Origin of the sequence: Pseudomonas sp. RW3S2 (assembly GCF_014268955.1) — a bacterium.
GTDB classification, from domain to species: Bacteria; Pseudomonadota; Gammaproteobacteria; order Pseudomonadales; family Pseudomonadaceae; genus Aquipseudomonas; species Aquipseudomonas wayambapalatensis.
Window position 1 is genome coordinate 75,110 of record NZ_JABWRM010000011.1, and the last position, 21,699, is coordinate 96,808.

Sequence of the window (21,699 nt, forward strand, 5' to 3'; positions counted from 1 at the left end):
GGCAGAGCGAGGCTGCGCCTGCCCCGGCGGGGCAAAACCTGCGTATACTCCGGCCCCCGTTTCAATACCAGAGGATCGCCCCCATGGCCAACCCCCACCTGGAGTACCACCTGCAACTGCTCCAACACCTGCGCACCATCCTGGTGGCCCTGGGCGACGCCGAGCAAGTGCCGGAAGAAAGCCACGCCCTGTTCCTCGAACGCTTCGACGAACTGCTGACCCTGCTGCCGCAGAACCCACTGGAAAGCCAGTACCTGGGCCAGGACCTGATCTGCCAGGTGATCACGCGCTACCCGCAGATCGCTCACCTGGTCCCACGCGACCTGCTGTGGTTCTTCGGCGGCGACTGCCTGCACTACATGCCCGATGAGGAACTCGAGCTGTACCAGACCCTTGAAGAGCGTCGCTACGAAACCGAGCAGAATGACGAGCCCTTCGATTGGAACCTGGAGAAGCAGTTGCTGAGCGCGCCTGACCAGGGCGAGCGCCACTGAGCAAAAAGGCCGCGGGCATTACAAATGCCCGCGGCCCCGTGGCTGCGATGTTTTTGAAGGTAAAAAAAAAACGCCACTTCAACGAAGTGGCGTTTTCGAATGGAGCGGGAAACGAGACTCGAACTCGCGACCCCGACCTTGGCAAGGTCGTGCTCTACCAACTGAGCTATTCCCGCAATGTGAAGCAAAACCGCATGTGGCGTGAATGGCCTGAGCCTTTCACTACCGCTGCACCGTCAATGGACGCCACAGTTTTAAAACTGGAGCGGGAAACGAGACTCGAACTCGCGACCCCGACCTTGGCAAGGTCGTGCTCTACCAACTGAGCTATTCCCGCATTGGCGTCCCCTAGGGGACTCGAACCCCTGTTACCGCCGTGAAAGGGCGGTGTCCTAGGCCACTAGACGAAGGGGACACGCTACAACTTCACTGCCTGCCGCGTTTCGCTGTGTGCTTTACGCTGCAAGTGGCGCGCATTCTATGGATGCCTCGACAAGCCGTCAACCCCTTTGTGGAAATTTATTTAAATCAACGACTTCCGCCCCTGTACATAGGTCGCGCATGATGCGCCCGGGGATTGGCGTTGCTTTTCTGACGCCAGCCCGGCAAGCTCGCATCAAAGTGCCAGCACTGTAGATTTTCGACCTTGCGCCGACACCCATGGGTATGACCTGTCCGCCAGGCTGCACTGTTCGCCCCCTGGCGAACTCACTACACTCAATGATGCAAAACTTCTTCATGAGGCGTTAACGGTGACACCACTTCTGATCACCCTGCTCATCGTGGCGGGTATCGCGTTGCTGATCGTGATCGGCTACCTCAACAATGTCGTGGAAAACGCCAAGCTCGAGCGCGCGCGCCTTAAAGTCGAGCTGACCGAACGCTTGCGCCGCTGCGGTGAGATCACCGAAACCTTCCCCGGCCAACTGATGACCCCGGCACTCAAGCTGCTGCTGACCCGCCTGGAGCTCAACCTCAATCAGCGCCTGCTGGCGCTGGACAAGCACAACGGCGACTTCAAGGCGCGCATCACCGAACTCGAAGGATTGATTGCCAAGGGCGACAAGTTGCCGGTCAACAACCCGCCGAGCCCGATTCAGACCGAGGTCAAAGCCAAGGACGTGCGCTTCCTGCTTGAGTCGCTGCACAACCAGATCGTGCGCGCTACCCAGGAAAACTTCCTGCAGTCCAACGAAGGCAAGTACTGGGTCAGGGAAATTCGTCACATCCTGGTACTACTGCACATCGAGTTCTTCAATAACCTGGGCCAGCAGGCGTTGCAGCAGAATCAACCAGGCCATGCGCGGCTGGCGTTCGAACGCGGCGTGCAGTACCTGCGCAAACAACCGGAACCGAAACAATATGAAGAGCAGCTGACCTACCTGGAAAAACTGCTCGCTCGCGCCAACGCGCAAGTACTGGACCAGATGGAGCCGGCCGAAAATGACCAGAACGCGCTGACCCAGGGCCTTAAAACCGATGAAGACGAGACGTGGAAAAAGCGGGTGATCTACGACTGATCCACAACCGTTGAATACAAGAAGGGCCGCAAAAAGCGGCCCTTCTTGTTTTTCAGCAGTCGCTCAACGCCAGGAAGATCGACGCCAGGCGTTCAAGCCCGCACTGATCGGCCTCACTGAAACGCGCAAGGCTCGGACTGTCCAGGTCGAGCACGCCAATCAGCCTGCCCTCCTTTACCAGCGGGATCACCAGCTCGCTGTTGGACGCGCTGTCACAGGCGATGTGACCTGGGAATGCATGCACATCTTCCACCCGCTGGGTCTGCCGCGTGGCTGCGGCCGCGCCGCACACACCCTTGCCGAATGCGATGCGCACGCACGCCACCTGCCCCTGAAATGGCCCGAGCACCAGTTCTTCGTTGCGGTTGAGGTAGAAACCCGCCCAGTTCAGGTCTTCCACCTGGTGGTAGAGAAATGCCGAGAACTGTGCGGCGTTGGCGATGAAGTCACGTTCGTCGGCGAACAACGCCTGTACTTGCGCAGCCAGCAGGTCATAGCCATCGAGGCCTTTGCCGCTGGCGTTGAGGTCGATCATTGGTTCTGCTCCAGCAATTGCAGTCCGACCCAGTAGCGGGCGAACTGGTAGGCACAACGGCCATTACGGTTGCCGCGGCCGGTGGCCCAGCGCGCAGCGAGGATGTCGAGTTCTTCGGTGCGCTGCCAGGCCAGCCCGGCCGGTCGCGCCAGTTGGCCGATCCAGTGCTCGACCACGTTGAGGAAATGCTCCTGGGTGAACGGATAGAACGACAACCACAAGCCAAACCGGTCAGACAAGGCGATCTTGTCTTCCACCGCTTCGTTGGGGTGCAGCTCGCCGTCGATCATCTTCCAGTTTTCGTTGTCGCTCTGCTTCTCGGGCACCAGGTGACGGCGGTTCGAGGTGGCATAGAGCAGGACGTTGTCCGGCGCCTGCTCGAGCGAACCATCGAGCACACTCTTGAGCACGCGGTAGTCGCCCTCTCCCGCCTCGAACGAGAGGTCGTCGCAGAACAGGATGAAGCGTTGCTCGAGCTTTTGCAGTTGCTCGACCACCCGCGGCAAGTCGGCCAGGTGATCGCGCTCGATCTCGATCAGGCGCAGGCCCTGGCTGGCATGTTCGGCCAGCAGCGCACGCACCAGCGACGACTTGCCGGTGCCCCGCGAGCCCCACAGCAGAGCGTGGTTGGCGGGCATGCCATTGATGAACTGATGGGTGTTGCGGCCCAGTTGCTCACGTTGCTGATCGACGCCGATCAGGTCCGAGAGTCGGATGTCCAGGCTGACTTCCAACGGCATGAGGTAGCCACTGCGACCATCACGCTGCCAGCGCGCAGCGAGGGTCGACGACCAGTCGATCTGCGGTCGGGGCGCCGGCAGCAGCGGTTCGAAGCGGGTCAGTATGGATTCGGCGTGTTCCAGGAATGCAATGAGGCGGGTGTCCATGAAGGTTTCCTTAATCAAGACCGGTTCAGGAGCCGGAGCGCCGCCATCGCGCGACAAGACTGCCCCTACAGAGCCAACAGAGGTTGTGGGAGCAGGCTCGTCCCGCGATGGCCGCACACCGGCCCATTGATTGGATCGCTCGAAACAACAGACAGACCCGCCAGCAGCCGGGGCTGATCGGCTATGCTTGCGCAGCGCAAGGGGCGTTGAACCGGCTCGGGAACCATGGATATCAAGTTCACCAATCGCCTGTCATACAAGCAAGCCCGGTTGACAGTCCTGGTCGGCTTCATCCTGGGAACATTGCTCAGTCTCATCCAGATCGGCATCGATTATGCCAGCGAAGACGCGTCCATCAACCGCGAAGTGCAGGCATTGCTGCAAATAAGCCACGACCCAGCCTCGCGCATCGCCTACAACATCGACGCCGAGCTGGCTCAGGAGCTCACCGGCGGGCTGCTGCAATCGCCAGCGATCATCCGTGCGCGCCTGATCGACAACAACGATACGGTGCTGGCCGACGTCCATCGCCCGCGCCAGGAAGACAGCTACCGGCCGCTCAGCGACTTCCTGTTCGGCGAGCAACGCCAGTTCAAGGACCGCCTGTTCCTCGCCCACATGCCCGACGATTACCTCGGCACCCTGTACCTGGATGTCGACACCTACGCCTTCGGCAGCCGCTTTCTCGACCGCGCCGGCATCACCCTGCTCAACGGCTTCGCCCGCAGCCTGGTGCTGACCGGTATTCTCCTGGGGCTGTTCTACATCATGCTGACCAAACCGCTGGTCACTGTCATCGGCGCCCTGAGCGGCAGCGATCCACGCCAACCCGGACAGACGCGCCTGGACTACCCCACCGGTCATGAGCACGATGAGATCGGGGTACTGGTGAAAGTCGCCAACCAGCAGTTCGTCAGCATGGCCACCGAAATCCAGCAGCGGCGCAACGCCGAAAACCGCCTCACCCAATACCTCAACGAGCTGGAAGACATCGTCTCGGCTCGTACCAAAGAACTCAAGGCCAGCAACAACCGGCTGAGCCAGTCCAACCAGGAACTGGAAGAGGCCCGCCGCCGCGCCCTGGACATGGCCCAGGCGCGCGCCGCCTTCCTGGCCAACATGAGCCACGAGATCCGCACACCGCTCAACGGGATGCTCGGCATGATCGCCCTGGCCCTGGACAGCGGGCTGACCGCCGAGCAACGCCAGCAGCTGTCGATCGCCCACGACTCGGGCAAGGTGCTGGTCGAGCTGCTCAACGATATCCTCGATCTGTCCAAGTTCGATGCCGGGCAACTGGAGCTCGAACGCATTCCTTTCGACATGGGGGCAATGGTCGAGGACACCGCCAATCTGCTGTCGCAGAACGCCGCGCCCAGTGTCGAGCTGACCTGCCTGATCGCTCCGGACTTTCCCAGCACCGTGCTCGGCGACCCCACACGGGTGCGCCAGATCGTCAGCAACCTGCTGTCCAATGCGCTCAAGTTCACCCGTTTCGGGCGCGTCGACGTTCGCCTTTCGAGCATCGTCGGCGGCGTACGCCTTGAAGTGTGCGACACCGGTATCGGAATCCCGGAGGAAGCCCAGGTGCGCATCTTCCAGCCCTTCACCCAGGCTGGCGCAGGCATCACACGCCAGTACGGCGGCACCGGCTTGGGCCTGGCGCTCACCCACAACCTGTGCAAGGCCATGCACGGGCACCTGCATATTCACTCGCAAACCGGCTTCGGCAGCCGCTTCAGCGCCGACCTGCCCCTGCCCACCCACACCGAAGCGGTCTCGCCTGCGCCGCTGAAGGGTCAGGTGGTGGCACTGAGCAATGCCTCAAGCGGCCTGGCTGAACTACTGCACGGCCTTTTGCCAAGCTGGGGGTTGGATTATCAGCGACGCGACGATCCCAGAGGGCTCGAAGACATGGCCATCGATCTGCTCATCACCGACGATGCCGAGCACCTGTTCGAACTGCGCCCCGGCCTCAGCGCACCGATCCTGCTGGTCACGGCCTATGGCAACTTCCTGCCCGGCGAGCAAACCGCGCAATTGGCCCCTTTGCACCAGCAGGCACGCCCTCTGGCGCGCAATGCCCTGTACCAGATGCTGCGTCGCACCCTGCAAGGCGAGAATGCCACCCCCGCACCCACCGAGGCCGGCCGCCTGCTGGAGCGGCGCGCGCAGATCCTTCTGGTGGAAGACAACCCGGTAAACCAGTTGGTAGCCAAGGGCATGCTCGGCAAGCTCGGCTGCCAGGTACAGGTTGCCGCCCATGGTGCCGAAGCGCTGGAGATACTCGAGCGCGAAGGCTTCGACATGGTACTGATGGACTGCAACATGCCGGTGATGGATGGCTACGAGGCCAGCCGGCGCATCCGCCAGAGCGGGCGCTGGCCCGACCTGCCAATCGTCGCCCTGACCGCCAACGCCATGCCCGAAGAGCGCGAACGCTGTCGCGCTGCGGGCATGGACGACTACCTGGCCAAGCCGTTCCGCCGCGAAGAACTACTCGCCCTGATCGACCACTGGGTGCCGGTCAGCGGCTGAGCAGACGCTCGATATCGGCTTCCAGCGCCTGCGGCTTGGTGGTCGGTGCATAGCGCGTGACCTGGCCGCTGGACGGATCGACCAGGAACTTGGTGAAGTTCCACTTGATCGTCTGCGTCCCCAGCAGGCCAGGCGCACGCTTCTTCAGCTCGGCGAACAGCGGGTGGGCGCCAGGGCCGTTCACCTCGATCTTGCGAAACAGCGGGAAGCTCACGCCGAAGTTGAGCTCACAGAACTGCGCGATTTCCGACGCATCGCCCGGCTCCTGCTTGCCGAACTGGTTACACGGAAAGCCCAGTACGACAAGGCCCTGGGCGGCATGGTCCTGCCACAGCTTCTCAAGCCCCTTGTACTGCGGCGTGAAACCGCACTGGCTGGCGGTGTTGACCACCAGCAGCGCCTTGCCGGCGAAGTCGCCCAGGGTTTTCTGCTCGCCCTTGAGGGTGACGCAGGGAATGTCCAGCAACGCATCGGCCATGTCGAATCTCCGTTCAGTCGTGCGGTTTGAAATCCAGGCAAACCGAATTGATGCAGTAGCGCAGCCCCGTCGGTGGCGGGCCGTCCGGGAACACGTGACCCAGGTGCGCGTCGCACTGGGCGCAGGTGACTTCGGTGCGGATCATGCCGTGGGACGTGTCGCGGATCTCGATCATCGCACTCTCCTCGATCGGCGCGTAGAAGCTCGGCCAGCCGCAACCGGAGTCGAACTTGGTCTGCGAATCGAACAGCGGCAGATCACAACAGATGCAGTGATAGACACCGGCACGCTTTTCACTGTTGTATTTGCCCGTGAACGGTCGCTCGGTCCCCTTCAGGCGGCATACCTGGTATTGGGCGGGATCGAGCATCTCACGCCATTCTTCAAGTGTTTTGTCGATCTTTTGCATGGATGGACCTCGGCAGGCTGAATTTCACCCTGCGCCGTCTTTTCCCTGGCGCGGGTGGCACGTATATTAGTTGGCTTGTGCGCAGACGATGAGTCTGGCACCCGCGCCCCGTCCTTTTCAAACCTTTTGACGACAGCGCCCCGCGACTTATCCATTCGGGATCACATCATGCAGTTCAGCAAATCGAACAAGCTCGCCAATGTCTGCTACGACATTCGCGGTCCGGTGCTCAAGCACGCCAAGCGTCTGGAAGAGGAAGGCCAGCGCATCCTCAAGCTGAACATCGGCAACCCGGCGCCCTTTGGTTTCGAAGCGCCGGACGAAATCCTCCAGGACGTGATCCGCAATCTACCGACCGCCCAGGGCTACAGCGACTCCAAAGGGCTGTTCAGCGCGCGCAAGGCGGTGATGCAGTACTGCCAGCAGAAGCAGATCGAAGGCGTCGGCATCGAGGACATCTACCTGGGCAACGGCGTCTCCGAACTGATCGTGATGTCGATGCAGGCGCTGCTCAACAACGGTGACGAGGTGCTGATCCCGGCCCCCGACTACCCATTGTGGACCGCAGCAGTGAGCCTGGCTGGCGGCAAGCCCGTGCACTACCTGTGCGACGAGCAGGCCGACTGGTTCCCGGATCTTGACGACATCAAGGCCAAGATCACTCCGAACACCAAGGCCCTGGTGATCATCAACCCGAACAACCCGACCGGCGCGGTGTACTCCAGGGAGCTGCTGCTCGGCATGCTGGAGCTGGCCCGCCAGCACAACCTGGTGGTGTTCTCCGACGAGATCTACGACAAGATCCTCTACGACGAAGCCGTACACATCAGCACCGCCTCGCTCGCTCCGGATGTGCTGTGCCTGACCTTCAACGGCCTGTCCAAGTCCTACCGGGTCGCAGGTTTCCGCTCCGGCTGGCTGATCATTTCCGGGCCCAAGCACCACGCGCAGAGCTACATCGAAGGCATCGACATGCTGGCCAACATGCGCCTGTGTGCCAACGTGCCCGCACAGCACGCCATCCAGACCGCGCTGGGCGGCTACCAGAGCATCAACGACCTGGTATTGCCGCCGGGCCGCCTGCTCGAACAGCGCAACCGCACCTACGAGTTGCTCAACGCCATCCCCGGCGTGAGCTGTGTCAAGCCAATGGGTGCCCTGTACGCGTTCCCGAAAATCGACCCGAAGGTCTGCCCGATCCACAACGACGAGAAGTTCGTCCTCGACCTGCTGCTGTCGGAGAAACTGCTGATCGTCCAGGGCACGGCGTTCAACTGGCCGTGGCCGGATCACTTCCGCGTCGTCACCCTGCCGCGGGTGGATGACCTGGAGCAAGCCATCGGCCGTATCGGCAACTTCCTGCGCACCTACTCGCAGTAAGCGATCAAGGCCTTGTCGTGCCAACCGGCCATGTTGGCACGACGCCCTCCGCCCCACGGATGAATTCTTACATCCTGCAACGGTCTATCTCCCGGCGAACCGCCGCGTCTCTGTCATACTTCGCGATACACAGTTTGAAATAGTCGGCCAGTTGAATCGCCTCGGCCGCCACCTTATATACCCCGCAGTAGAGCGACATTTTCATCCGTCAGGAGAACGTAACAACCATGATGCGCATTCTGTTGTTTGTAGCCACCAACCTTGCGGTGGTGCTGGTTGCAAGCATTACCCTCAGCCTGTTCGGTTTCAACGGGTTCATGGCCGCCAACGGCGTCGACCTGGACCTGAGCCGCCTGCTGGTCTTCTGCGCCGTGTTCGGGTTTGCTGGCTCGCTGGTTTCGCTGTTCATCTCCAAGTGGATGGCGAAGATGACCACCGGCACCCAGATCATCACCCAGCCGCGCACCCACCACGAACAGTGGCTGCTGCAGACGGTCGAGGAGCTGTCCCGCGAGGCGGGTATCAAGATGCCGGAAGTGGGCGTGTTCCCCGCCTACGAGGCGAACGCCTTCGCCACTGGCTGGAACCGCAACGACGCACTGGTCGCCGTTTCGCAAGGCCTGCTCGAACGCTTCTCGCGGGACGAGGTACGCGCGGTACTGGCCCACGAGATCGGCCACGTCGCCAATGGCGACATGGTCACCCTGGCACTGGTCCAGGGCGTGGTGAACACCTTCGTGATGTTCTTCGCGCGTATCATCGGCAACTTCGTCGACAAGGTGATCTTCAAGAACGAAGAAGGCCAGGGCATCGCTTATTACGTCGCGACCATCGTCGCCGAACTGATCCTGGGCATCCTGGCCAGCATCATCGTCATGTGGTTCTCGCGTCGCCGCGAATACCGCGCCGACGAAGCCGGTGCCCGCCTGGCAGGTACTGGCGCGATGATTGCCGCACTGCAGCGCCTGCGTTCGGAACAAGGTATGCCAGTGCACATGCCCGATACGATGAAGGCCTTCGGCATCAACGGCGGCCTCAAGCAGGGCCTCGCCGGCCTGCTGATGAGCCACCCGCCGCTGGAAGACCGTATCGATGCACTGCGTCGTCGCGGCTGATTCAACGCGGTAAATGGAAAGGGCGACTCAGGTCGCCCTTTTCTTTGCACGTCTTCTGGCCAGAAGGCCGATCAACGCTGCAACCGATACACCCGTTCCACCAGGCTGCCGACTCCCGCTTTCTGGAATTTAGGGCTGTCCTCGATAATGTCCGGCGCCTGCAACTCGGCCACTTCTTGCCATCCAGCAAGCCCGCGCCGGACTTCGTCATCCGGCACCGAGAACGGCGGCCCGTCCAGACGCGACTGATCGTAATCCAAGGTGACCATCAGCCCCTGGCAAGCCGTCGGCAGGTAGTCAGACAGCAACGCAAGGTAACGGGTACGCAGCACCTGCGGCAATGCAATCACCGCAGCGCGATCATAGAGCCCCGCGCACTGTGCCAGATCCTCCGCCTGCAAGGCGAAGAAGTCACCACACCACAACTCCACCAGGCCGCTGCGCCAGACCTCGAAGGCCCCATGCCGTGACACCTCGGGCTCGAGTTTGTGCTCCAGGAAGAAATCCGCCACCGCACGTTGCGACAATTCCACCCCCAGCACGCGATACCCCTGCCCCGCCAACCAGATGACATCCAGGCTCTTGCCGCACAAAGGCACCAGCACCTGGCTGCCGGATTCCAGCTTTGGCCAGTGCGCCTGCAGGTACGGGTTCACCTGCGACTGGTGAAAGCCGATCTGATTTTCCGCCCACCGTTTGTGCCAGAACGCTGGCTCCATGATTCCTCCGAATATTTCGATAGATAACTTGCAAAACTTATATTGGATATCGATCTGTAACTGATCGAAGATGGCGGCATCTTAACCGCTCAGGACCCTGCCATGCTGCCTAGCCTGTTCATTTCCCATGGTTCCCCCATGCTTGCCCTGCAACCCGGCGCCAGCGGCCCCGCACTGGCCAGCCTGGCGGCAGGCCTGCCACGGCCGAAGGCGATCGTGGTGGTGTCCGCGCACTGGGAAAGCCAGGAACTGCAGGTGATGAGTGGCGCGCAGCCACAGACCTGGCACGACTTCGGCGGCTTCCCCGCTGCGCTGTATGCCGTGCAGTATCCAGCACCTGGCGCCCCCGAACTGGCGCGCGAGGTAGCAGGCTTGCTCAGTGACGCCGGCCTGTCCGCCCAGCTCGATGCACAACGCCCCTTCGACCACGGCACCTGGGTGCCACTGTCGCTCATGTACCCGGATGCTGGCATCCCGGTAATCCAGGTGTCGCTGCCCAGCCGCCAGGGCCCAGCCCTGCAGCTGCAGGTTGGCAAGGCACTGGCCGGATTGCGCGCCCAAGGGATACTGCTGGTCGGTTCCGGCAGCATCACCCACAACCTGGGCGAACTGGACTGGCACGCCGGGCCAGACGCCATCGAGCCCTGGGCACGGGCGTTCCGCGACTGGGTGGTCGAGCAATTGAAGGCAGAGGATACGGCCGCCCTGGAAGACTATCGACAGCAGGCTCCCTACGCGGTGCGCAACCACCCGAGTGATGAGCATCTCCTGCCATTGTTCTTTGCCATGGGTGCAGGCGACAGGTTCGGGATCGTCCACCAGGGCTTCACGATGGGAGCACTGGGAATGGATATCTACAGGTTCGACTGACTCCACAGACCTCAATCGACAGGCAAAAAAAATCCCCGGCAAGGCCGGGGATTTTTCATTGCAGCAGGACTTAGTCCTCGCGATAGCGGCGCAGCTTCAGTTGCTTGCCGGCCACGCGGGTATCCTTGAGCTTGGACAGCAGACGCTCCAGGCCTTCTTCCGGCAGCTCGACCAGGCTGAAGCTGTCGCGCACCTGGATGCGACCGATAGCATCACGGGCCAGGCCGCCTTCATTGAGGATCGCACCCAACAGGTTCTTGGCGGCGATACCATCACGGGCACCCAGGGCAGTACGGCAACGCACGCGGCCTTCGGCCAGCGGCATCGGCGCACGACGCTCGCGATCACCGCGCTCGCTGCGCTCACCACGGTCACTGCGCTCGCCGGTACGCTCACGCGGCGTGTAGGTCGGCACCAGCGGTTGCTCGCGCTCGACAGCAGCCAGGTCAAGCGACTGGCCATTGGTGGCCTTGCGCAGCAACGCAGCAGACAGCGCACGGGCCGAGCAGCCCAGGTCGGCGGTCAGGCGGTCGAACAGCTCGCCATGGGTGGCCTCAGCTTCGGCAACCAGCGGCGCGAGGCTTGCGGTCAGCTTCTTGATGCGCGCATCCAGTACGGCCTGTGGGCCAGGCAGACGAGCTTCGGCAACCTTCTGCCCGGTGACGCGCTCGATTACCTGCAGCATGCGGCGCTCACGCGGCGTCACCAGCAGCAGTGCGCGACCATCGCGACCGGCACGACCGGTACGGCCGATACGGTGCACGTAGGATTCCGGATCGTATGGCATGTCCACGTTGAACACGTGGGTGATGCGCGGTACGTCCAGGCCACGGGCGGCGACGTCGGTAGCGACGACGATGTCCAGGCGACCATCCTTGAGCGAGTCGATGACACGCTCACGCTGGTTCTGGGCAATATCGCCGTTCAGCGCGGCAGCCTTGTAGCCCTTGGCTTCCAGCGCGGCGGCCAGGTCCAGGGTGGCTTGCTTGGTGCGCACGAAGGCGATCAGCGCGTCGAACTCCTCGACCTCCAGCAGACGCAGCACGGCCGGGATCTTCTGGTCGGCGTGGACCATCAGGTGAGCCTGCTCGATCGCGGTGACGGTCTGGGTCTTGCTCTGGATCTTGACGTGCTTGGGCTCGCGCAGGTGGCGCTCGGCGATCGAACGGATCGACGACGGCAGGGTTGCGGAGAACAGCACGGTCTGGCGGGTGGCAGGGATGGCGTCGAAGATCACTTCGAGGTCGTCCATGAAGCCCAGCTTGAGCATTTCGTCGGCTTCGTCGAGCACCAGGTACTGAACGGTGGAGAGCACTTTCTCGTCACGGCGCAGGTGGTCGCACAGACGGCCCGGGGTGGCGACGACGATCTGCGCACCGTTACGGATGGCACGCAGTTGTGGGCCCATCGGGGCACCACCGTACACAGCCACCACGTTAACGCCCGGCATCTGCTTGGCATAGGTTTCGAAAGCGGTGGCTACTTGCAGCGCCAACTCACGGGTTGGCGCCAGGATCAGGGCTTGCGGTTCGCGCTTGCTCACGTCGATCTTGTTGAGGATCGGCAGGGCGAAGGCAGCGGTCTTGCCGGTGCCAGTCTGCGCCTGGCCGATCATGTCATGACCGGCGAGGATGATCGGGATCGACTGTTGCTGGATGGCCGACGGCTCTTCATAGCCGGTGGCCAGAACGGCGGCAACGATGTTCGGATGAAGATCGAGAGCGGCGAATCCGCCGGTTTCCTGGGTCATGGGTCTGCCTCTATGTGCATCCGCAAAGACCCATGCTCCAAAGCTGCACATGCCTTGAAAGACCCGAAAGTCACCCAGGCAGCTTTGGCGGCGGGGATTTGCGAAAACGATTGAAAAAGAATTACGTGGGAAAGGTCCGCCTAGCGGACGTGCAGCCGAAGCTGGACTCGGAGGGTTTGCACCACCTGATTTTGAGGTCCGCTAAAAGACCGGCGCGTACTATATACGAATTCGCCCTGTACCGTGAGATTTTTTTCTGGGGTGCTGCATGGTATCAGGCCATCATCGAGCAGCTTGCTGAATCGTTTCCTTTTTTTGCTCCGCGGCACACTTTTGTGAGAGCGGGCTTGCCCGCGAATGAAGGCATCACCAACGCCGGATCAGCTCGCCGGTCGAACTTCCTTGATCAGATACTCCAGTGAATACCCCAACTGCGCCGCCAGCGCAGCGGCGCGGGCGCGCAGCCCGTCCAGATCCAGTGCCTGCTCCAGATCCGCCGGCACCAGCAGGATCACGTTGCCCTCTTTCACCGGCAGCTCCCAGTAATGCCGGTGATACAACCCACGCAACAATGCCGCGCCCAGCGGCCGGCCATCGTCGCCGGCCCACTGGTTGATCACCAGCCAGCCCCCCGGATTGAGCTGCTGCTGGCACCGCTCCAGAAAGCCCCAGGCCAGGTGCCCGACACCCGGGCCATGATCGGTATAGAGGTCGACGAAGATCAGGTCGGCCTGCTCAGCCGTGGGCAGCAGTTCGAGAGCGTCGCCAATGCGCACGTACAAGCGCGGATCATCATCCAGCCCCATGTATTGCATGGCCAGGCGCGGCACGTCCGGGCGCAGCTCGATGGCCTCGACATCCTCCAGCGGCAGGAACTTCAAGCAGGCCTGGGTCAGGGTACCGGCCCCCAGCCCCAGGAACAGCGCGCTCTCTGGCTGCGGATGGCACAGCGCACCGACCAGCATCGCGCGGGTGTAGTCGTATTCCAGCCAACTGGGGTCGGCGGTAAAGGTACAGCTCTGCTCGATGGCGTCGCCGAACTCAAGGAAGCGATAATCCTCGACCTCGTACACACTGATGACCCCGTAGGCATCTTCCACCCGGGCCAGCAGCCGCTCTTCCCGCTCCGTCGCCATCGCTTGCCACCTGCCCACACAAAAAACCGGCATTGTCCGCCAATGCCTGCGGTGCAACAAGCACGCCGCCAACTGATACCATGACAGGTACGCCTGAACCGACCACATCGAGCCCGTGATGAACCGACCCTGGACCCCTGACAGCTGGCGCGCCCTGCCGATCCAGCAACAACCGACCTACCCCGACGCCGCTCACCTGCTCAAGGTCGAGCAGACCCTGGCCAGCTACCCGCCGCTGGTATTTGCCGGGGAAGCCCGCGAGTTGCGCCGCCAGTTCGCCGAGGTCACCCAGGGCCGCGCCTTCCTGCTCCAGGGCGGCGACTGTGCCGAAAGCTTCGCCGAATTCTCCGCCGCGAAAATCCGCGACACCTTCAAGGTGCTGCTGCAGATGGCCATCGTCATGACCTTCGCCGCTGGCTGCCCGGTGGTGAAGGTCGGGCGCATGGCCGGGCAGTTCGCCAAGCCGCGCTCGGCCAACGACGAAACCATCGGCCAGGTCACCCTGCCCGCCTACCGTGGCGACATCGTCAATGGTATCGGCTTCGACGCCGCCAGCCGCGTCCCCGACCCGGAGCGCCTGCTGCAGGCATATCACCAGGCCACCGCCAGCCTCAACCTGCTGCGTGCGTTCGCCCAAGGCGGCTTCGCCGACCTGCACCAGGTGCACAAATGGAACCTGGACTTCATCGCCAACTCGGCACTGGCCGACAAGTACCATCAGCTTGCCGATCGCATCGACGAGACCCTCGCCTTCATGCGCGCCTGCGGCCTGGACAGCGCCCCGCAACTGCGTGAAACCAGCTTCTTCACGGCCCACGAGGCGCTGCTGCTCAACTATGAGGAAGCCTTCGTACGCCGCGACAGCCTGACTGGGGACTACTACGACTGTTCGGCGCACATGCTGTGGATCGGCGACCGCACCCGTCAGCTTGATGGTGCCCACGTGGAGTTCCTGCGGGGCGTGCACAACCCGATCGGGGTCAAGGTCGGCCCGAGCATGAACACTGAGGATCTGATCCGCCTGATCGACGTGCTCAACCCGGACAACGACCCCGGCCGCCTGAACCTGATCGTGCGCATGGGAGCGAACAAGGTCGGCGATCACCTGCCGGGGCTGATCCGCGCCGTCGAGCGCGAGGGGCGCCAGGTGTTGTGGAGTTCCGACCCGATGCACGGCAACACCATCAAGGCCAGCAGCGGCTACAAGACCCGCGATTTCGCGCAGATCCTCGACGAAGTACGGCAGTTCTTCCAGGTACACCAGGCCGAAGGCAGCCACGCCGGGGGTATCCACATCGAGATGACCGGGCAGAATGTCACCGAATGCATCGGCGGCGCCCGGCCGATCACCGAAGATGGCCTGTCGGACCGCTACCACACCCACTGCGACCCACGGATGAACGCCGATCAATCACTGGAACTGGCATTCCTGATCGCCGAAACCCTCAAGCAGGTGCGTCGCTGAGGGCCTGACGCAACGGCCCTGCCGACTCGCGCGCGCAATCCAGACGCACCCGTTTCAGGCCCAGCCAGCCCGCCAGCCGCTCCAGGCTGCGGGCCAGGGCCTGGAAGCCCTCTTCATCCAGCCCCTGAACTTCCTCATGCACGGCATGCACCGCCAGCTCGCCGCGTGCCCGTTCCGCACGCAGGTCCAGGCGCGCGGCGATACGACCGTCGTGCAGGAACGGCAGCACGTAGTAGCCATACACCCGCTTGTGCGCCGGGGTGTAGATCTCCAGGCGGTAGCGAAAGTCGAACAGCCGCTCGGTACGGGCGCGCTCCCAGACCAGCGAGTCGAACGGCGAAAGCAAGGCGCTGGCCTCCACACGCCGGGGAATACGCGGCGTGCCGGCGCAGTAGGCCGGCTGCTTCCAGCCCTGCACCGTGCACTGCTGCAAGCGACCGTCAGCGAGCAACTCGCCCAGGGCGGCCCGCGCCTGCGCGGGACTGAGCCTGAAATAGTCGCGCAGGTCTTGCTCGGTTGCCACGCCCAACGCCGTGGCGGCTTGCAGCAGCAACCCCTGCCGGGCCTCGCTGTCACGGAGTTCGGGCTGATCGAGGATCGCCGCTGGCAGCACCCGCTCCGGCAGGTCGTACAGACGCTCGAACCCGCGGCGCCCGGCGACGGTGACCTGTCCGGCCGCAAACAGCCACTCCAGGGCATGCTTCTCCTCGCTCCAGTCCCACCATGGGCCGGCGCGCTCTTGTCGGGTCGACAGGCTTCCGGCGCCCAGGGCGCCCTGGTCGCGCACCGCAGCCAGCACGCGGGCAATGACATCCTGACGCTCACGCCCGAACTGCGCCAACTGCCGGTAGATACCCTCGCCCTGCTGCGCTCGCGCCATGCGCCAACGCATCAGCGGATAGAGCGACAAGGGCAGCAAGGACGCCTCATGCCCCCAATATTCGAACAACTGGCGCTGACGCCCACGGCCCCAGGCCAACTGGTCGAGCAACTCGGCCGGGTAGTCGCCCAGGCGCGAGAACAGCGGCAGGTAGTGCGAGCGCACTAGCGCATTGACCGAGTCGATCTGCACCACGCCCAAGCGCTGCAGCATGCGCTTGAGAGCAGCCGGCGTCGGTGCCTGGGGCTTGCCGAAGCCCTGCGCGGACAGGGCCAGGCGTCGGGCCTGCTTGAGGGAAAGGCTGAAGGTCACGGGACGGGCTCCACGGCAAGTCGGGTCACAGTGTAGCGCCAAGGCAGTCTTTACCCAGCCTTTACCCTGCACTGACCGCCCTTGACCTTGATCTCCCTAGACTGGGCTCATCCGGTAACCACCGGCCTCAGAAAGGAGAAACACCATGCGCAAGACCCTTATCGCCCTGATGTTCGCCGCAGCCCTGCCGACCGTAGCCATGGCCATGCCAGACGGCGGCCCACGCGGTGACGGCCCGCATCACCGCGGTGATGCGCCTTTCGCGCAGCTCGACCTGACCCGTGACCAGCGCCAGCAGATCGGCAAGTTGATGGGCGAGCAGATGCAGCAGCGCCGCGACGTCACCGAACGCTACCTGGCCAAGCTGCCGGCAGCGGACCAGAAAGCCATGCAGGACGAGATCAAGGCCGGTCACGACAAGACCCAGAGCCAGATCCGTGCCCTGCTCAAACCAGAGCAACAGAAGCAGTTCGACGAACTGCAGAGCAAACGCGCCGCAGACAAGGCTGAATGGCAGCAGTTCCAGGCCTGGAAAGCTGAAAAAGCCGCCAAGGCCCAGTAAGCTGTCCGACCGGTGCCCGGCTCGCGGTAATGCGGGCCGGGCCTTTCTCGTGTGTGGGAGGTACTCGTCTTGCGTTCATTGTTCTGGCGCATCCTGGCCAGTTTCTGGCTGGCCATCGCCCTGGTTGCGGGCCTGTCGATCCTGCTCGGCCACATGCTCAACCAGGACGCCTGGATTCTCAGCCGCCACCCAGGCCTGAACACCTTGGCCAGCCGCTGGGTAAAGCACTACGAACAGGAAGGGCTGGAGGCATCGCAGCGCTTTCTGGAACGCCGCAAGCAGCGCTACAAGATCGACGTCCAGGTGCTCGACGACAGCGGCGACGCCGTGGTGCCCGGCACCTTCCCGCGTCGCGCCGAAGACTTCGAGCGACGCCAGCACAACGACGAGCGGCGCCTGCCCTGGCGCCGCCTCACCGAGGAATACACCAGCCCGACCACGGGCGAAACCTACCTGCTGATCTACCGTATCCCGCACCCGGAGCTGATGGCCTGGCACCGTGAAAGCCTGATCTGGCCGCTCAGCGCCCTGGGAATCGCCTTGGTGGTGCTGACCCTGTTCAGCTTGCTGGTGACCCTCTCCATCACCCGCCCTCTCAGCCGCCTGCGCGGTGCGGTGCACGACCTGGGCCAGACCAGCTACCAGCAGAACAGCCTGGCGCGGCTGGCGGTGCGCCGCGACGAGTTCGGCGTACTGGCCAACGATTTCAACAAGATGGGCGCCCGCCTGCAAAGCCTGATCGGCAGCCAGCGCCAGCTACTGCGCGATGTGTCCCACGAGCTGCGCTCGCCGCTGGCACGCCTGCGCATCGCCCTGGCCCTGGCCGAACGCGCCGAGCCCGAACAGCGCCACGCCCTCTGGCCACGCCTGACCCGCGAGTGCGACCGGCTGGAAGACCTGATCAGCGAAATCCTGGTGTTGGCCCGGGTCGATGCCGAGCAGGCACATGCCGAGCCTGTCGACCTCAACGCACTGCTCGGCAGCGTGCGCAAGGATGCCCAGCTCAGCGTGCCGGAACAGGAAGTACGCCTGGAGGCCGAGCCCGGGCTGACCCTGCAGGGCTGGCCGACCCTGCTGGAGCGTGCGGTAGACAACCTCGTGCGCAATGCGCTGCGCTTCAGCCCAGCGGGGCAGCCGATCGAGATCCGCGCCACCCGCGAGCAGGAACACCTGCTGCTGAGCGTGCGCGACCATGGGCCGGGGGTGGAGCCAGAACACCTTGCACAGTTGGGCGAGCCGTTCTTCCGCGCGCCGGGACAGGAAACGCCAGGCCACGGACTTGGCCTGGCGATCGCCAGGCGCGCGGCCGAGCGACATGGCGGGACGCTGGTGCTGGAGAATCATCCGCAGGGGGGCTTTGTCGCGCGGCTGGAACTGCCGGTGGCCCAGGCAACTGCCTGAGCGTGCAAGCCCACCTGGTCACTCGCCCCAGGCGCTGACGAACTCGGCGGTCTCCAGCACCGGCGGGGTGCGTGGTTCATTGACCGGCGTGCCCAGGTACAGGTATCCGATCAGCTCTTCGTTCTCCGCCAGCCCCAGCCCCTTGTTCACATGGGCATCGAAGGCCATGTCGCCAGTGCGCCACACCGCGCCGATCCCCTGAGCATGGGCGGCGATGAGGATGCCATGGGCCGCACAACCGGCAGCCAGACGCTGCTCCGACTTCGGCACCTTGAAGTGATCCTGCAGACGGGCAATGACCACGATCAGCAAGGGCGCGCGCAGCGGCATGGCCCGGGCCTTGTCCAGTGCCGCCTGGCTGGCGTCACCCTTGGCCTGTACAGCTTCGGCGAACAGCTCGCCAAGCTTTTCGCGCCCCTGCCCTTCGATGGTCAGAAAACGCCAGGGGCGCAGCTGACCGTGGTCCGGTGCACGCAGCGCGGCCTGGAACAAACCCTCGCGCTGGGCGGCATTGGGCGCCGGGTCGGTCAGGCGTGGTACGGAAACACGGTTGAGCAATGCGTCGAGAGCCTCCATCGGCTACCCTCCTGACAGAAGAAATGTGGCGCCATTCTAAAGGACCTCGCGCACATGTGGAGCCGACTTGTCCGCGATCGCGATCAAAAGTCCGCACCCCGCACCGCCGGGCACACGTTTACATCCCGCAACCCACAGGTAGAATGGCGCCCTTTCCGTTTCGAGTCAGGGCAGATCACATGGCGTTGCCGACCTTAAGGATCATTGGTTTCATCATCGGCATCTTCCTGATCACCCTGGCGGTGAGCATGGTCGTGCCCATGGCGACCCTGCTGATCTTCGAACGCACCGGCGACATGCCGTCATTCCTCTGGTCGAGCCTGATCACCTTCATTGCAGGCCTGGCCATGGTCCTGCAAGGCCGCCCCGAGCACGTGCACCTGCGCCCACGCGACATGTACCTGCTGACCGTCAGCAGTTGGCTCGTGGTCTGTGTGTTCGCCGCCCTGCCCTTCCTGCTGACCCAGCACATCAGCTACACCGACGCCTTCTTCGAAAGCATGTCCGGTATCACCGCCACCGGCTCGACGGTGCTCAGCGGGCTGGACAACATGTCGCCCGGCATCCTCATGTGGCGCTCGATGCTGCACTGGCTCGGCGGCATCGGCTTCATCGGCATGGCGGTGGCGATCCTGCCATTGCTGCGCATCGGCGGCATGCGCCTGTTCCAGACCGAGTCCTCGGACCGTTCGGAAAAGGTCATGCCGCGCTCGCACATGGTTGCCAAGTACATCGTCGCGGTGTACGTAGGCATCACCGTACTCGGCAGCCTGGCCTTCTGGTGGGCGGGGATGAGCCCCTTCGATGCGATCAACCACGCCATGTCGGCGATTTCCACCGGCGGTTTCTCCACCTCCGACCTGTCGCTGGCCAAATGGGACATTCCTGCGGTGCACTGGGTCGCCGTGGTGGTGATGATTCTGGGCAGCGTGCCCTTCACCCTTTATGTGGCCACCCTGCGCGGCAATCGCCGGGCGCTGATCCGCGACCAGCAGGTGCAGGGGCTGCTCGGGTTGCTGGTGGCCACCTGGATCGTGCTCGGCACCTGGTACTGGGCCACCACCGATTTGCACTGGCTCGACGCCTTCCGCCACGTGGCACTGAACGTCACCTCGGTGGTCACAACCACCGGTTTCGCCCTGGGCGACTACAGCCTGTGGGGCAACTTCTCGCTGATGCTGTTCTTCTACCTGGGCTTCATCGGCGGCTGCTCCGGCTCGACCGCCGGTGGCATCAAGATTTTCCGCTTCCAGGTCGCCTACATCCTGCTCAAGGCCAGCCTCAACCAGCTGATCCACCCGCGCGCAGTGATCAAGCAGAAATACAATGGTCACCGCCTCGACGAAGAAATCGTGCGCTCGATCCTGACCTTCTCGTTCTTCTTCGCCGTGACCATCTGCGTCATCGCCCTGTTGCTGTCGCTACTGGGCGTGGACTGGATGACAGCCCTGACCGGCGCAGCCAGTACCGTTTCCGGCGTGGGGCCAGGCCTGGGCGAGGTGATCGGCCCGGCTGGCAACTTCGCCAGCCTGCCGGATGCCGCCAAGTGGATTCTCGCCGGCGGCATGCTGCTCGGCCGCCTGGAGATCATCACGGTGCTGGTGTTGTGCATGCCTGCGTTCTGGCGTCACTGACCACTGACGCCTCCAGGCGCGCGCGGTACTCGCTGGGAGTGACGTCGAACCAGCGGCGGAAGGCCCGGTAGAAATTGCTCGGATCGGCAAAACCCAGCAGATAGGCGGTTTCCAGCAGGGTCATGCCCGGCTGTGCCAGGTATTGCTCGGCCAGTTCGCGCCGCGTGTCGTCGAGCAGGGTCTGGAAGCTGGTGCCTTCCTCCTGCAGACGCCGCTGCAGCGTGCGCTGGGACAGGTGCAAGGCCTGGGCCACGGTTTCGCGCTTGGGTTCGCCCTGGGGCAGGATGCGGCACAGGGTCTGGCGCACTCGATGGGTGACCCGACTTTCCGAGAAACGCGCCAGGTATTCGCCCGCGAAACGGTCATGAAGAATGGCCATCGCTTCGTTGGCAGTGGGCAGCGGCGCCTCCATGTCGGCCCGTTCGAGCACCAGCGCATCGTGCGGAGCCCCAAACACCAGCGGTGCCCGGAAAGCGACCCGATAAGGCTCGACATTCCTCGGTTGCGGCCCCTGGATCAGCACCCGGCGCGGCTGCACCGGGCGTCCGCTGAGCCAGCTGCACAGCGACAGCGCACAGGCCAGCGAGGCTTCCGAGCTGTGCCGGGTCGGAGGCAGGTGATCACCATGAACGGTGAGAATCAGCGAATAGCCCTCAGGCCCGAGACGGAAGCTCAGGTCGGAGCTTTCGGCGATGATCCGCTGGTAACGCACCAGGCGTTCGAAACCTTCGGCCAGCGTACGGCTGGACATCAGCGCATAGCCAACCACATGAAAGGACGCGGGCCGCACCACTCGTGCCATGTTCAGGCCAATGGCCTCGTTGCCCGACAATTCCACCGCCAGCTGCCAGAGGCGGGTCATGGCGTCCTGCGGGAAGCGTGCATCCGGATCGTCTAAGGCGGCGAAATCCAGCCCAAGCTGCTTGAACATGGCACGGCAGTCGAGCCCTTCCAGCTCGAGCGCCTTGACGATCCCTGATGCCCAGCTGGCTGACGTGGTTCTTTCACTCATGACAGATTTCTTGTGCTGACCGCTCC

General features: G+C 63.4%; 19 protein-coding genes, 3 tRNA genes and 1 pseudogene. 10 read left to right on the forward strand and 13 right to left on the reverse strand.

Features of this window, described 5'->3' with window-relative positions; all coding sequences use genetic code 11:
• Positions 1-83 precede the first annotated feature (83 nt).
• Entirely contained in the window at positions 84-494 is a 411-nt protein-coding gene (locus tag HU748_RS17020) for a PA2817 family protein (RefSeq protein WP_186721196.1), read from the forward strand.
• A gap of 100 nt (positions 495-594) precedes the next feature.
• On the opposite strand, the gene HU748_RS17025 is transcribed toward HU748_RS17020, so the two are convergent.
• The 3 genes from HU748_RS17025 to HU748_RS17035 form a co-directional block, all read right to left on the reverse strand.
• Positions 595-670 (reverse strand) — tRNA-Gly (locus tag HU748_RS17025).
• An 85-nt stretch (positions 671-755) separates the two neighbouring features.
• Positions 756-831 (reverse strand) — tRNA-Gly (locus tag HU748_RS17030).
• A 2-nt stretch (positions 832-833) separates the two neighbouring features.
• Positions 834-909: transfer RNA gene (locus HU748_RS17035), tRNA-Glu, on the reverse strand.
• Between the two features lie 337 nt (positions 910-1,246).
• On the opposite strand from HU748_RS17035, the gene HU748_RS17040 reads away from it, so the two are divergent.
• On the forward strand, positions 1,247-2,014 hold the full coding sequence (locus HU748_RS17040; protein WP_186666825.1) for a hypothetical protein: 768 nt from the start codon (positions 1,247-1,249) through the stop codon (positions 2,012-2,014).
• 52 nt (positions 2,015-2,066) lie between these two features.
• Here the strand turns inward: HU748_RS17040 and HU748_RS17045 are convergent, their stop codons facing one another.
• Together HU748_RS17045 and HU748_RS17050 are read right to left on the reverse strand one after the other, a co-directional pair.
• Entirely contained in the window at positions 2,067-2,549 is a 483-nt protein-coding gene (locus HU748_RS17045) for a GAF domain-containing protein (protein WP_186666826.1), read from the reverse strand.
• Positions 2,546-3,436: an ATP-binding protein gene (locus HU748_RS17050; protein WP_186721197.1), complete on the reverse strand. Its 891-nt coding sequence runs from the start codon at positions 3,434-3,436 to the stop codon at positions 2,546-2,548. Before HU748_RS17050 ends, HU748_RS17045 begins: the two co-directional genes overlap by 4 nt.
• A gap of 225 nt (positions 3,437-3,661) precedes the next feature.
• Between HU748_RS17050 and HU748_RS17055 the strand changes: the two genes are divergently transcribed.
• The gene (locus tag HU748_RS17055; RefSeq protein WP_186721198.1) at positions 3,662-5,974 is read left to right on the forward strand and encodes a response regulator; all 2,313 of its coding nucleotides are present in this window, start codon (positions 3,662-3,664) and stop codon (positions 5,972-5,974) included.
• On the opposite strand, the gene HU748_RS17060 is transcribed toward HU748_RS17055, so the two are convergent.
• Both HU748_RS17060 and msrB read right to left on the reverse strand, forming a co-directional pair.
• Entirely contained in the window at positions 5,964-6,452 is a 489-nt protein-coding gene (locus tag HU748_RS17060; RefSeq protein ID WP_186721199.1) for a glutathione peroxidase, read from the reverse strand. The two genes, HU748_RS17055 and HU748_RS17060, sit on opposite strands and share 11 nt — an antisense overlap.
• 13 nt (positions 6,453-6,465) lie before the next feature.
• Positions 6,466-6,861 (reverse strand): peptide-methionine (R)-S-oxide reductase MsrB, encoded by a 396-nt coding sequence (msrB, locus tag HU748_RS17065; protein WP_186666830.1) that lies wholly within the window; start codon positions 6,859-6,861, stop codon positions 6,466-6,468.
• A gap of 168 nt (positions 6,862-7,029) precedes the next feature.
• Between msrB and HU748_RS17070 the strand changes: the two genes are divergently transcribed.
• Together HU748_RS17070 and htpX are read left to right on the forward strand one after the other, a co-directional pair.
• Positions 7,030-8,241, forward strand: coding sequence for a pyridoxal phosphate-dependent aminotransferase (locus HU748_RS17070; RefSeq protein ID WP_186666831.1), 1,212 nt, complete (start codon positions 7,030-7,032; stop codon positions 8,239-8,241).
• 227 nt (positions 8,242-8,468) lie between these two features.
• On the forward strand, positions 8,469-9,356 hold the full coding sequence (htpX, locus tag HU748_RS17075) for a protease HtpX (protein ID WP_063543804.1): 888 nt from the start codon (positions 8,469-8,471) through the stop codon (positions 9,354-9,356).
• Between the two features lie 71 nt (positions 9,357-9,427).
• Here the strand turns inward: htpX and HU748_RS17080 are convergent, their stop codons facing one another.
• Positions 9,428-10,075: a thiopurine S-methyltransferase gene (locus HU748_RS17080; RefSeq protein WP_186721201.1), complete on the reverse strand. Its 648-nt coding sequence runs from the start codon at positions 10,073-10,075 to the stop codon at positions 9,428-9,430.
• 102 nt (positions 10,076-10,177) lie between these two features.
• On the opposite strand from HU748_RS17080, the gene HU748_RS17085 reads away from it, so the two are divergent.
• A complete protein-coding gene (locus HU748_RS17085; RefSeq protein WP_186666833.1) occupies positions 10,178-10,945 on the forward strand; it encodes a class III extradiol ring-cleavage dioxygenase in 768 nt (255 codons plus the stop codon).
• 70 nt (positions 10,946-11,015) lie between these two features.
• Here HU748_RS17085 and HU748_RS17090 read toward each other — a convergent pair.
• Positions 11,016-12,729, reverse strand: a pseudogene (locus HU748_RS17090) (DEAD/DEAH box helicase).
• A gap of 346 nt (positions 12,730-13,075) precedes the next feature.
• On the reverse strand, positions 13,076-13,831 hold the full coding sequence (locus HU748_RS17095) for a spermidine synthase (protein WP_186721203.1): 756 nt from the start codon (positions 13,829-13,831) through the stop codon (positions 13,076-13,078).
• Positions 13,832-13,949: 118 nt separating this feature from the next.
• Here HU748_RS17095 and HU748_RS17100 point away from each other — a divergent pair, with 118 nt between their 5' ends.
• Positions 13,950-15,296, forward strand: coding sequence for a 3-deoxy-7-phosphoheptulonate synthase class II (locus tag HU748_RS17100; protein WP_054893253.1), 1,347 nt, complete (start codon positions 13,950-13,952; stop codon positions 15,294-15,296).
• Here HU748_RS17100 and HU748_RS17105 read toward each other — a convergent pair.
• A complete protein-coding gene (locus HU748_RS17105; RefSeq protein ID WP_186721205.1) occupies positions 15,277-16,488 on the reverse strand; it encodes a crosslink repair DNA glycosylase YcaQ family protein in 1,212 nt (403 codons plus the stop codon). The two genes, HU748_RS17100 and HU748_RS17105, sit on opposite strands and share 20 nt — an antisense overlap.
• Before the next feature lie 145 nt (positions 16,489-16,633).
• On the opposite strand from HU748_RS17105, the gene HU748_RS17110 reads away from it, so the two are divergent.
• Both HU748_RS17110 and HU748_RS17115 read left to right on the forward strand, forming a co-directional pair.
• Entirely contained in the window at positions 16,634-17,050 is a 417-nt protein-coding gene (locus HU748_RS17110; protein WP_186721206.1) for a Spy/CpxP family protein refolding chaperone, read from the forward strand.
• 69 nt (positions 17,051-17,119) lie between these two features.
• Positions 17,120-18,451, forward strand: coding sequence for a HAMP domain-containing sensor histidine kinase (locus HU748_RS17115; protein ID WP_186666838.1), 1,332 nt, complete (start codon positions 17,120-17,122; stop codon positions 18,449-18,451).
• An 18-nt stretch (positions 18,452-18,469) separates the two neighbouring features.
• Here the strand turns inward: HU748_RS17115 and HU748_RS17120 are convergent, their stop codons facing one another.
• A complete protein-coding gene (locus HU748_RS17120; RefSeq protein ID WP_186666839.1) occupies positions 18,470-19,027 on the reverse strand; it encodes an NAD(P)H nitroreductase in 558 nt (185 codons plus the stop codon).
• 179 nt (positions 19,028-19,206) lie between these two features.
• Between HU748_RS17120 and HU748_RS17125 the strand changes: the two genes are divergently transcribed.
• Positions 19,207-20,661: a TrkH family potassium uptake protein gene (locus HU748_RS17125; protein ID WP_186666840.1), complete on the forward strand. Its 1,455-nt coding sequence runs from the start codon at positions 19,207-19,209 to the stop codon at positions 20,659-20,661.
• Here HU748_RS17125 and HU748_RS17130 read toward each other — a convergent pair.
• Entirely contained in the window at positions 20,618-21,673 is a 1,056-nt protein-coding gene (locus HU748_RS17130) for an AraC family transcriptional regulator (protein WP_054893258.1), read from the reverse strand. The genes HU748_RS17125 and HU748_RS17130 overlap by 44 nt on opposite strands.
• Positions 21,674-21,699: the final 26 nt, after the last annotated feature.

What these genes read in the sequence shown, in the direction of transcription:
- HU748_RS17050 (WP_186721197.1), bottom strand. Translation starts at nt 3,436, where the DNA reads ATGGACACCCGCCTCATTGCATTCCTGGAACACGCCGAATCCATACTG.
- HU748_RS17095 (WP_186721203.1), bottom strand. Translation starts at nt 13,831, where the DNA reads ATGGCGACGGAGCGGGAAGAGCGGCTGCTGGCCCGGGTGGAAGATGCC.
- HU748_RS17100 (WP_054893253.1), top strand. Translation starts at nt 13,950, where the DNA reads ATGAACCGACCCTGGACCCCTGACAGCTGGCGCGCCCTGCCGATCCAG.
- HU748_RS17080 (WP_186721201.1), bottom strand. Translation starts at nt 10,075, where the DNA reads ATGGAGCCAGCGTTCTGGCACAAACGGTGGGCGGAAAATCAGATCGGC.
- HU748_RS17085 (WP_186666833.1), top strand. Translation starts at nt 10,178, where the DNA reads ATGCTGCCTAGCCTGTTCATTTCCCATGGTTCCCCCATGCTTGCCCTG.
- HU748_RS17060 (WP_186721199.1), bottom strand. Translation starts at nt 6,452, where the DNA reads ATGGCCGATGCGTTGCTGGACATTCCCTGCGTCACCCTCAAGGGCGAG.
- HU748_RS17045 (WP_186666826.1), bottom strand. Translation starts at nt 2,549, where the DNA reads ATGATCGACCTCAACGCCAGCGGCAAAGGCCTCGATGGCTATGACCTG.
- HU748_RS17055 (WP_186721198.1), top strand. Translation starts at nt 3,662, where the DNA reads ATGGATATCAAGTTCACCAATCGCCTGTCATACAAGCAAGCCCGGTTG.
- HU748_RS17125 (WP_186666840.1), top strand. Translation starts at nt 19,207, where the DNA reads ATGGCGTTGCCGACCTTAAGGATCATTGGTTTCATCATCGGCATCTTC.
- HU748_RS17120 (WP_186666839.1), bottom strand. Translation starts at nt 19,027, where the DNA reads ATGGAGGCTCTCGACGCATTGCTCAACCGTGTTTCCGTACCACGCCTG.
- HU748_RS17020 (WP_186721196.1), top strand. Translation starts at nt 84, where the DNA reads ATGGCCAACCCCCACCTGGAGTACCACCTGCAACTGCTCCAACACCTG.
- HU748_RS17070 (WP_186666831.1), top strand. Translation starts at nt 7,030, where the DNA reads ATGCAGTTCAGCAAATCGAACAAGCTCGCCAATGTCTGCTACGACATT.
- HU748_RS17130 (WP_054893258.1), bottom strand. Translation starts at nt 21,673, where the DNA reads ATGAGTGAAAGAACCACGTCAGCCAGCTGGGCATCAGGGATCGTCAAG.
- htpX (WP_063543804.1), top strand. Translation starts at nt 8,469, where the DNA reads ATGATGCGCATTCTGTTGTTTGTAGCCACCAACCTTGCGGTGGTGCTG.
- HU748_RS17110 (WP_186721206.1), top strand. Translation starts at nt 16,634, where the DNA reads ATGCGCAAGACCCTTATCGCCCTGATGTTCGCCGCAGCCCTGCCGACC.
- msrB (WP_186666830.1), bottom strand. Translation starts at nt 6,861, where the DNA reads ATGCAAAAGATCGACAAAACACTTGAAGAATGGCGTGAGATGCTCGAT.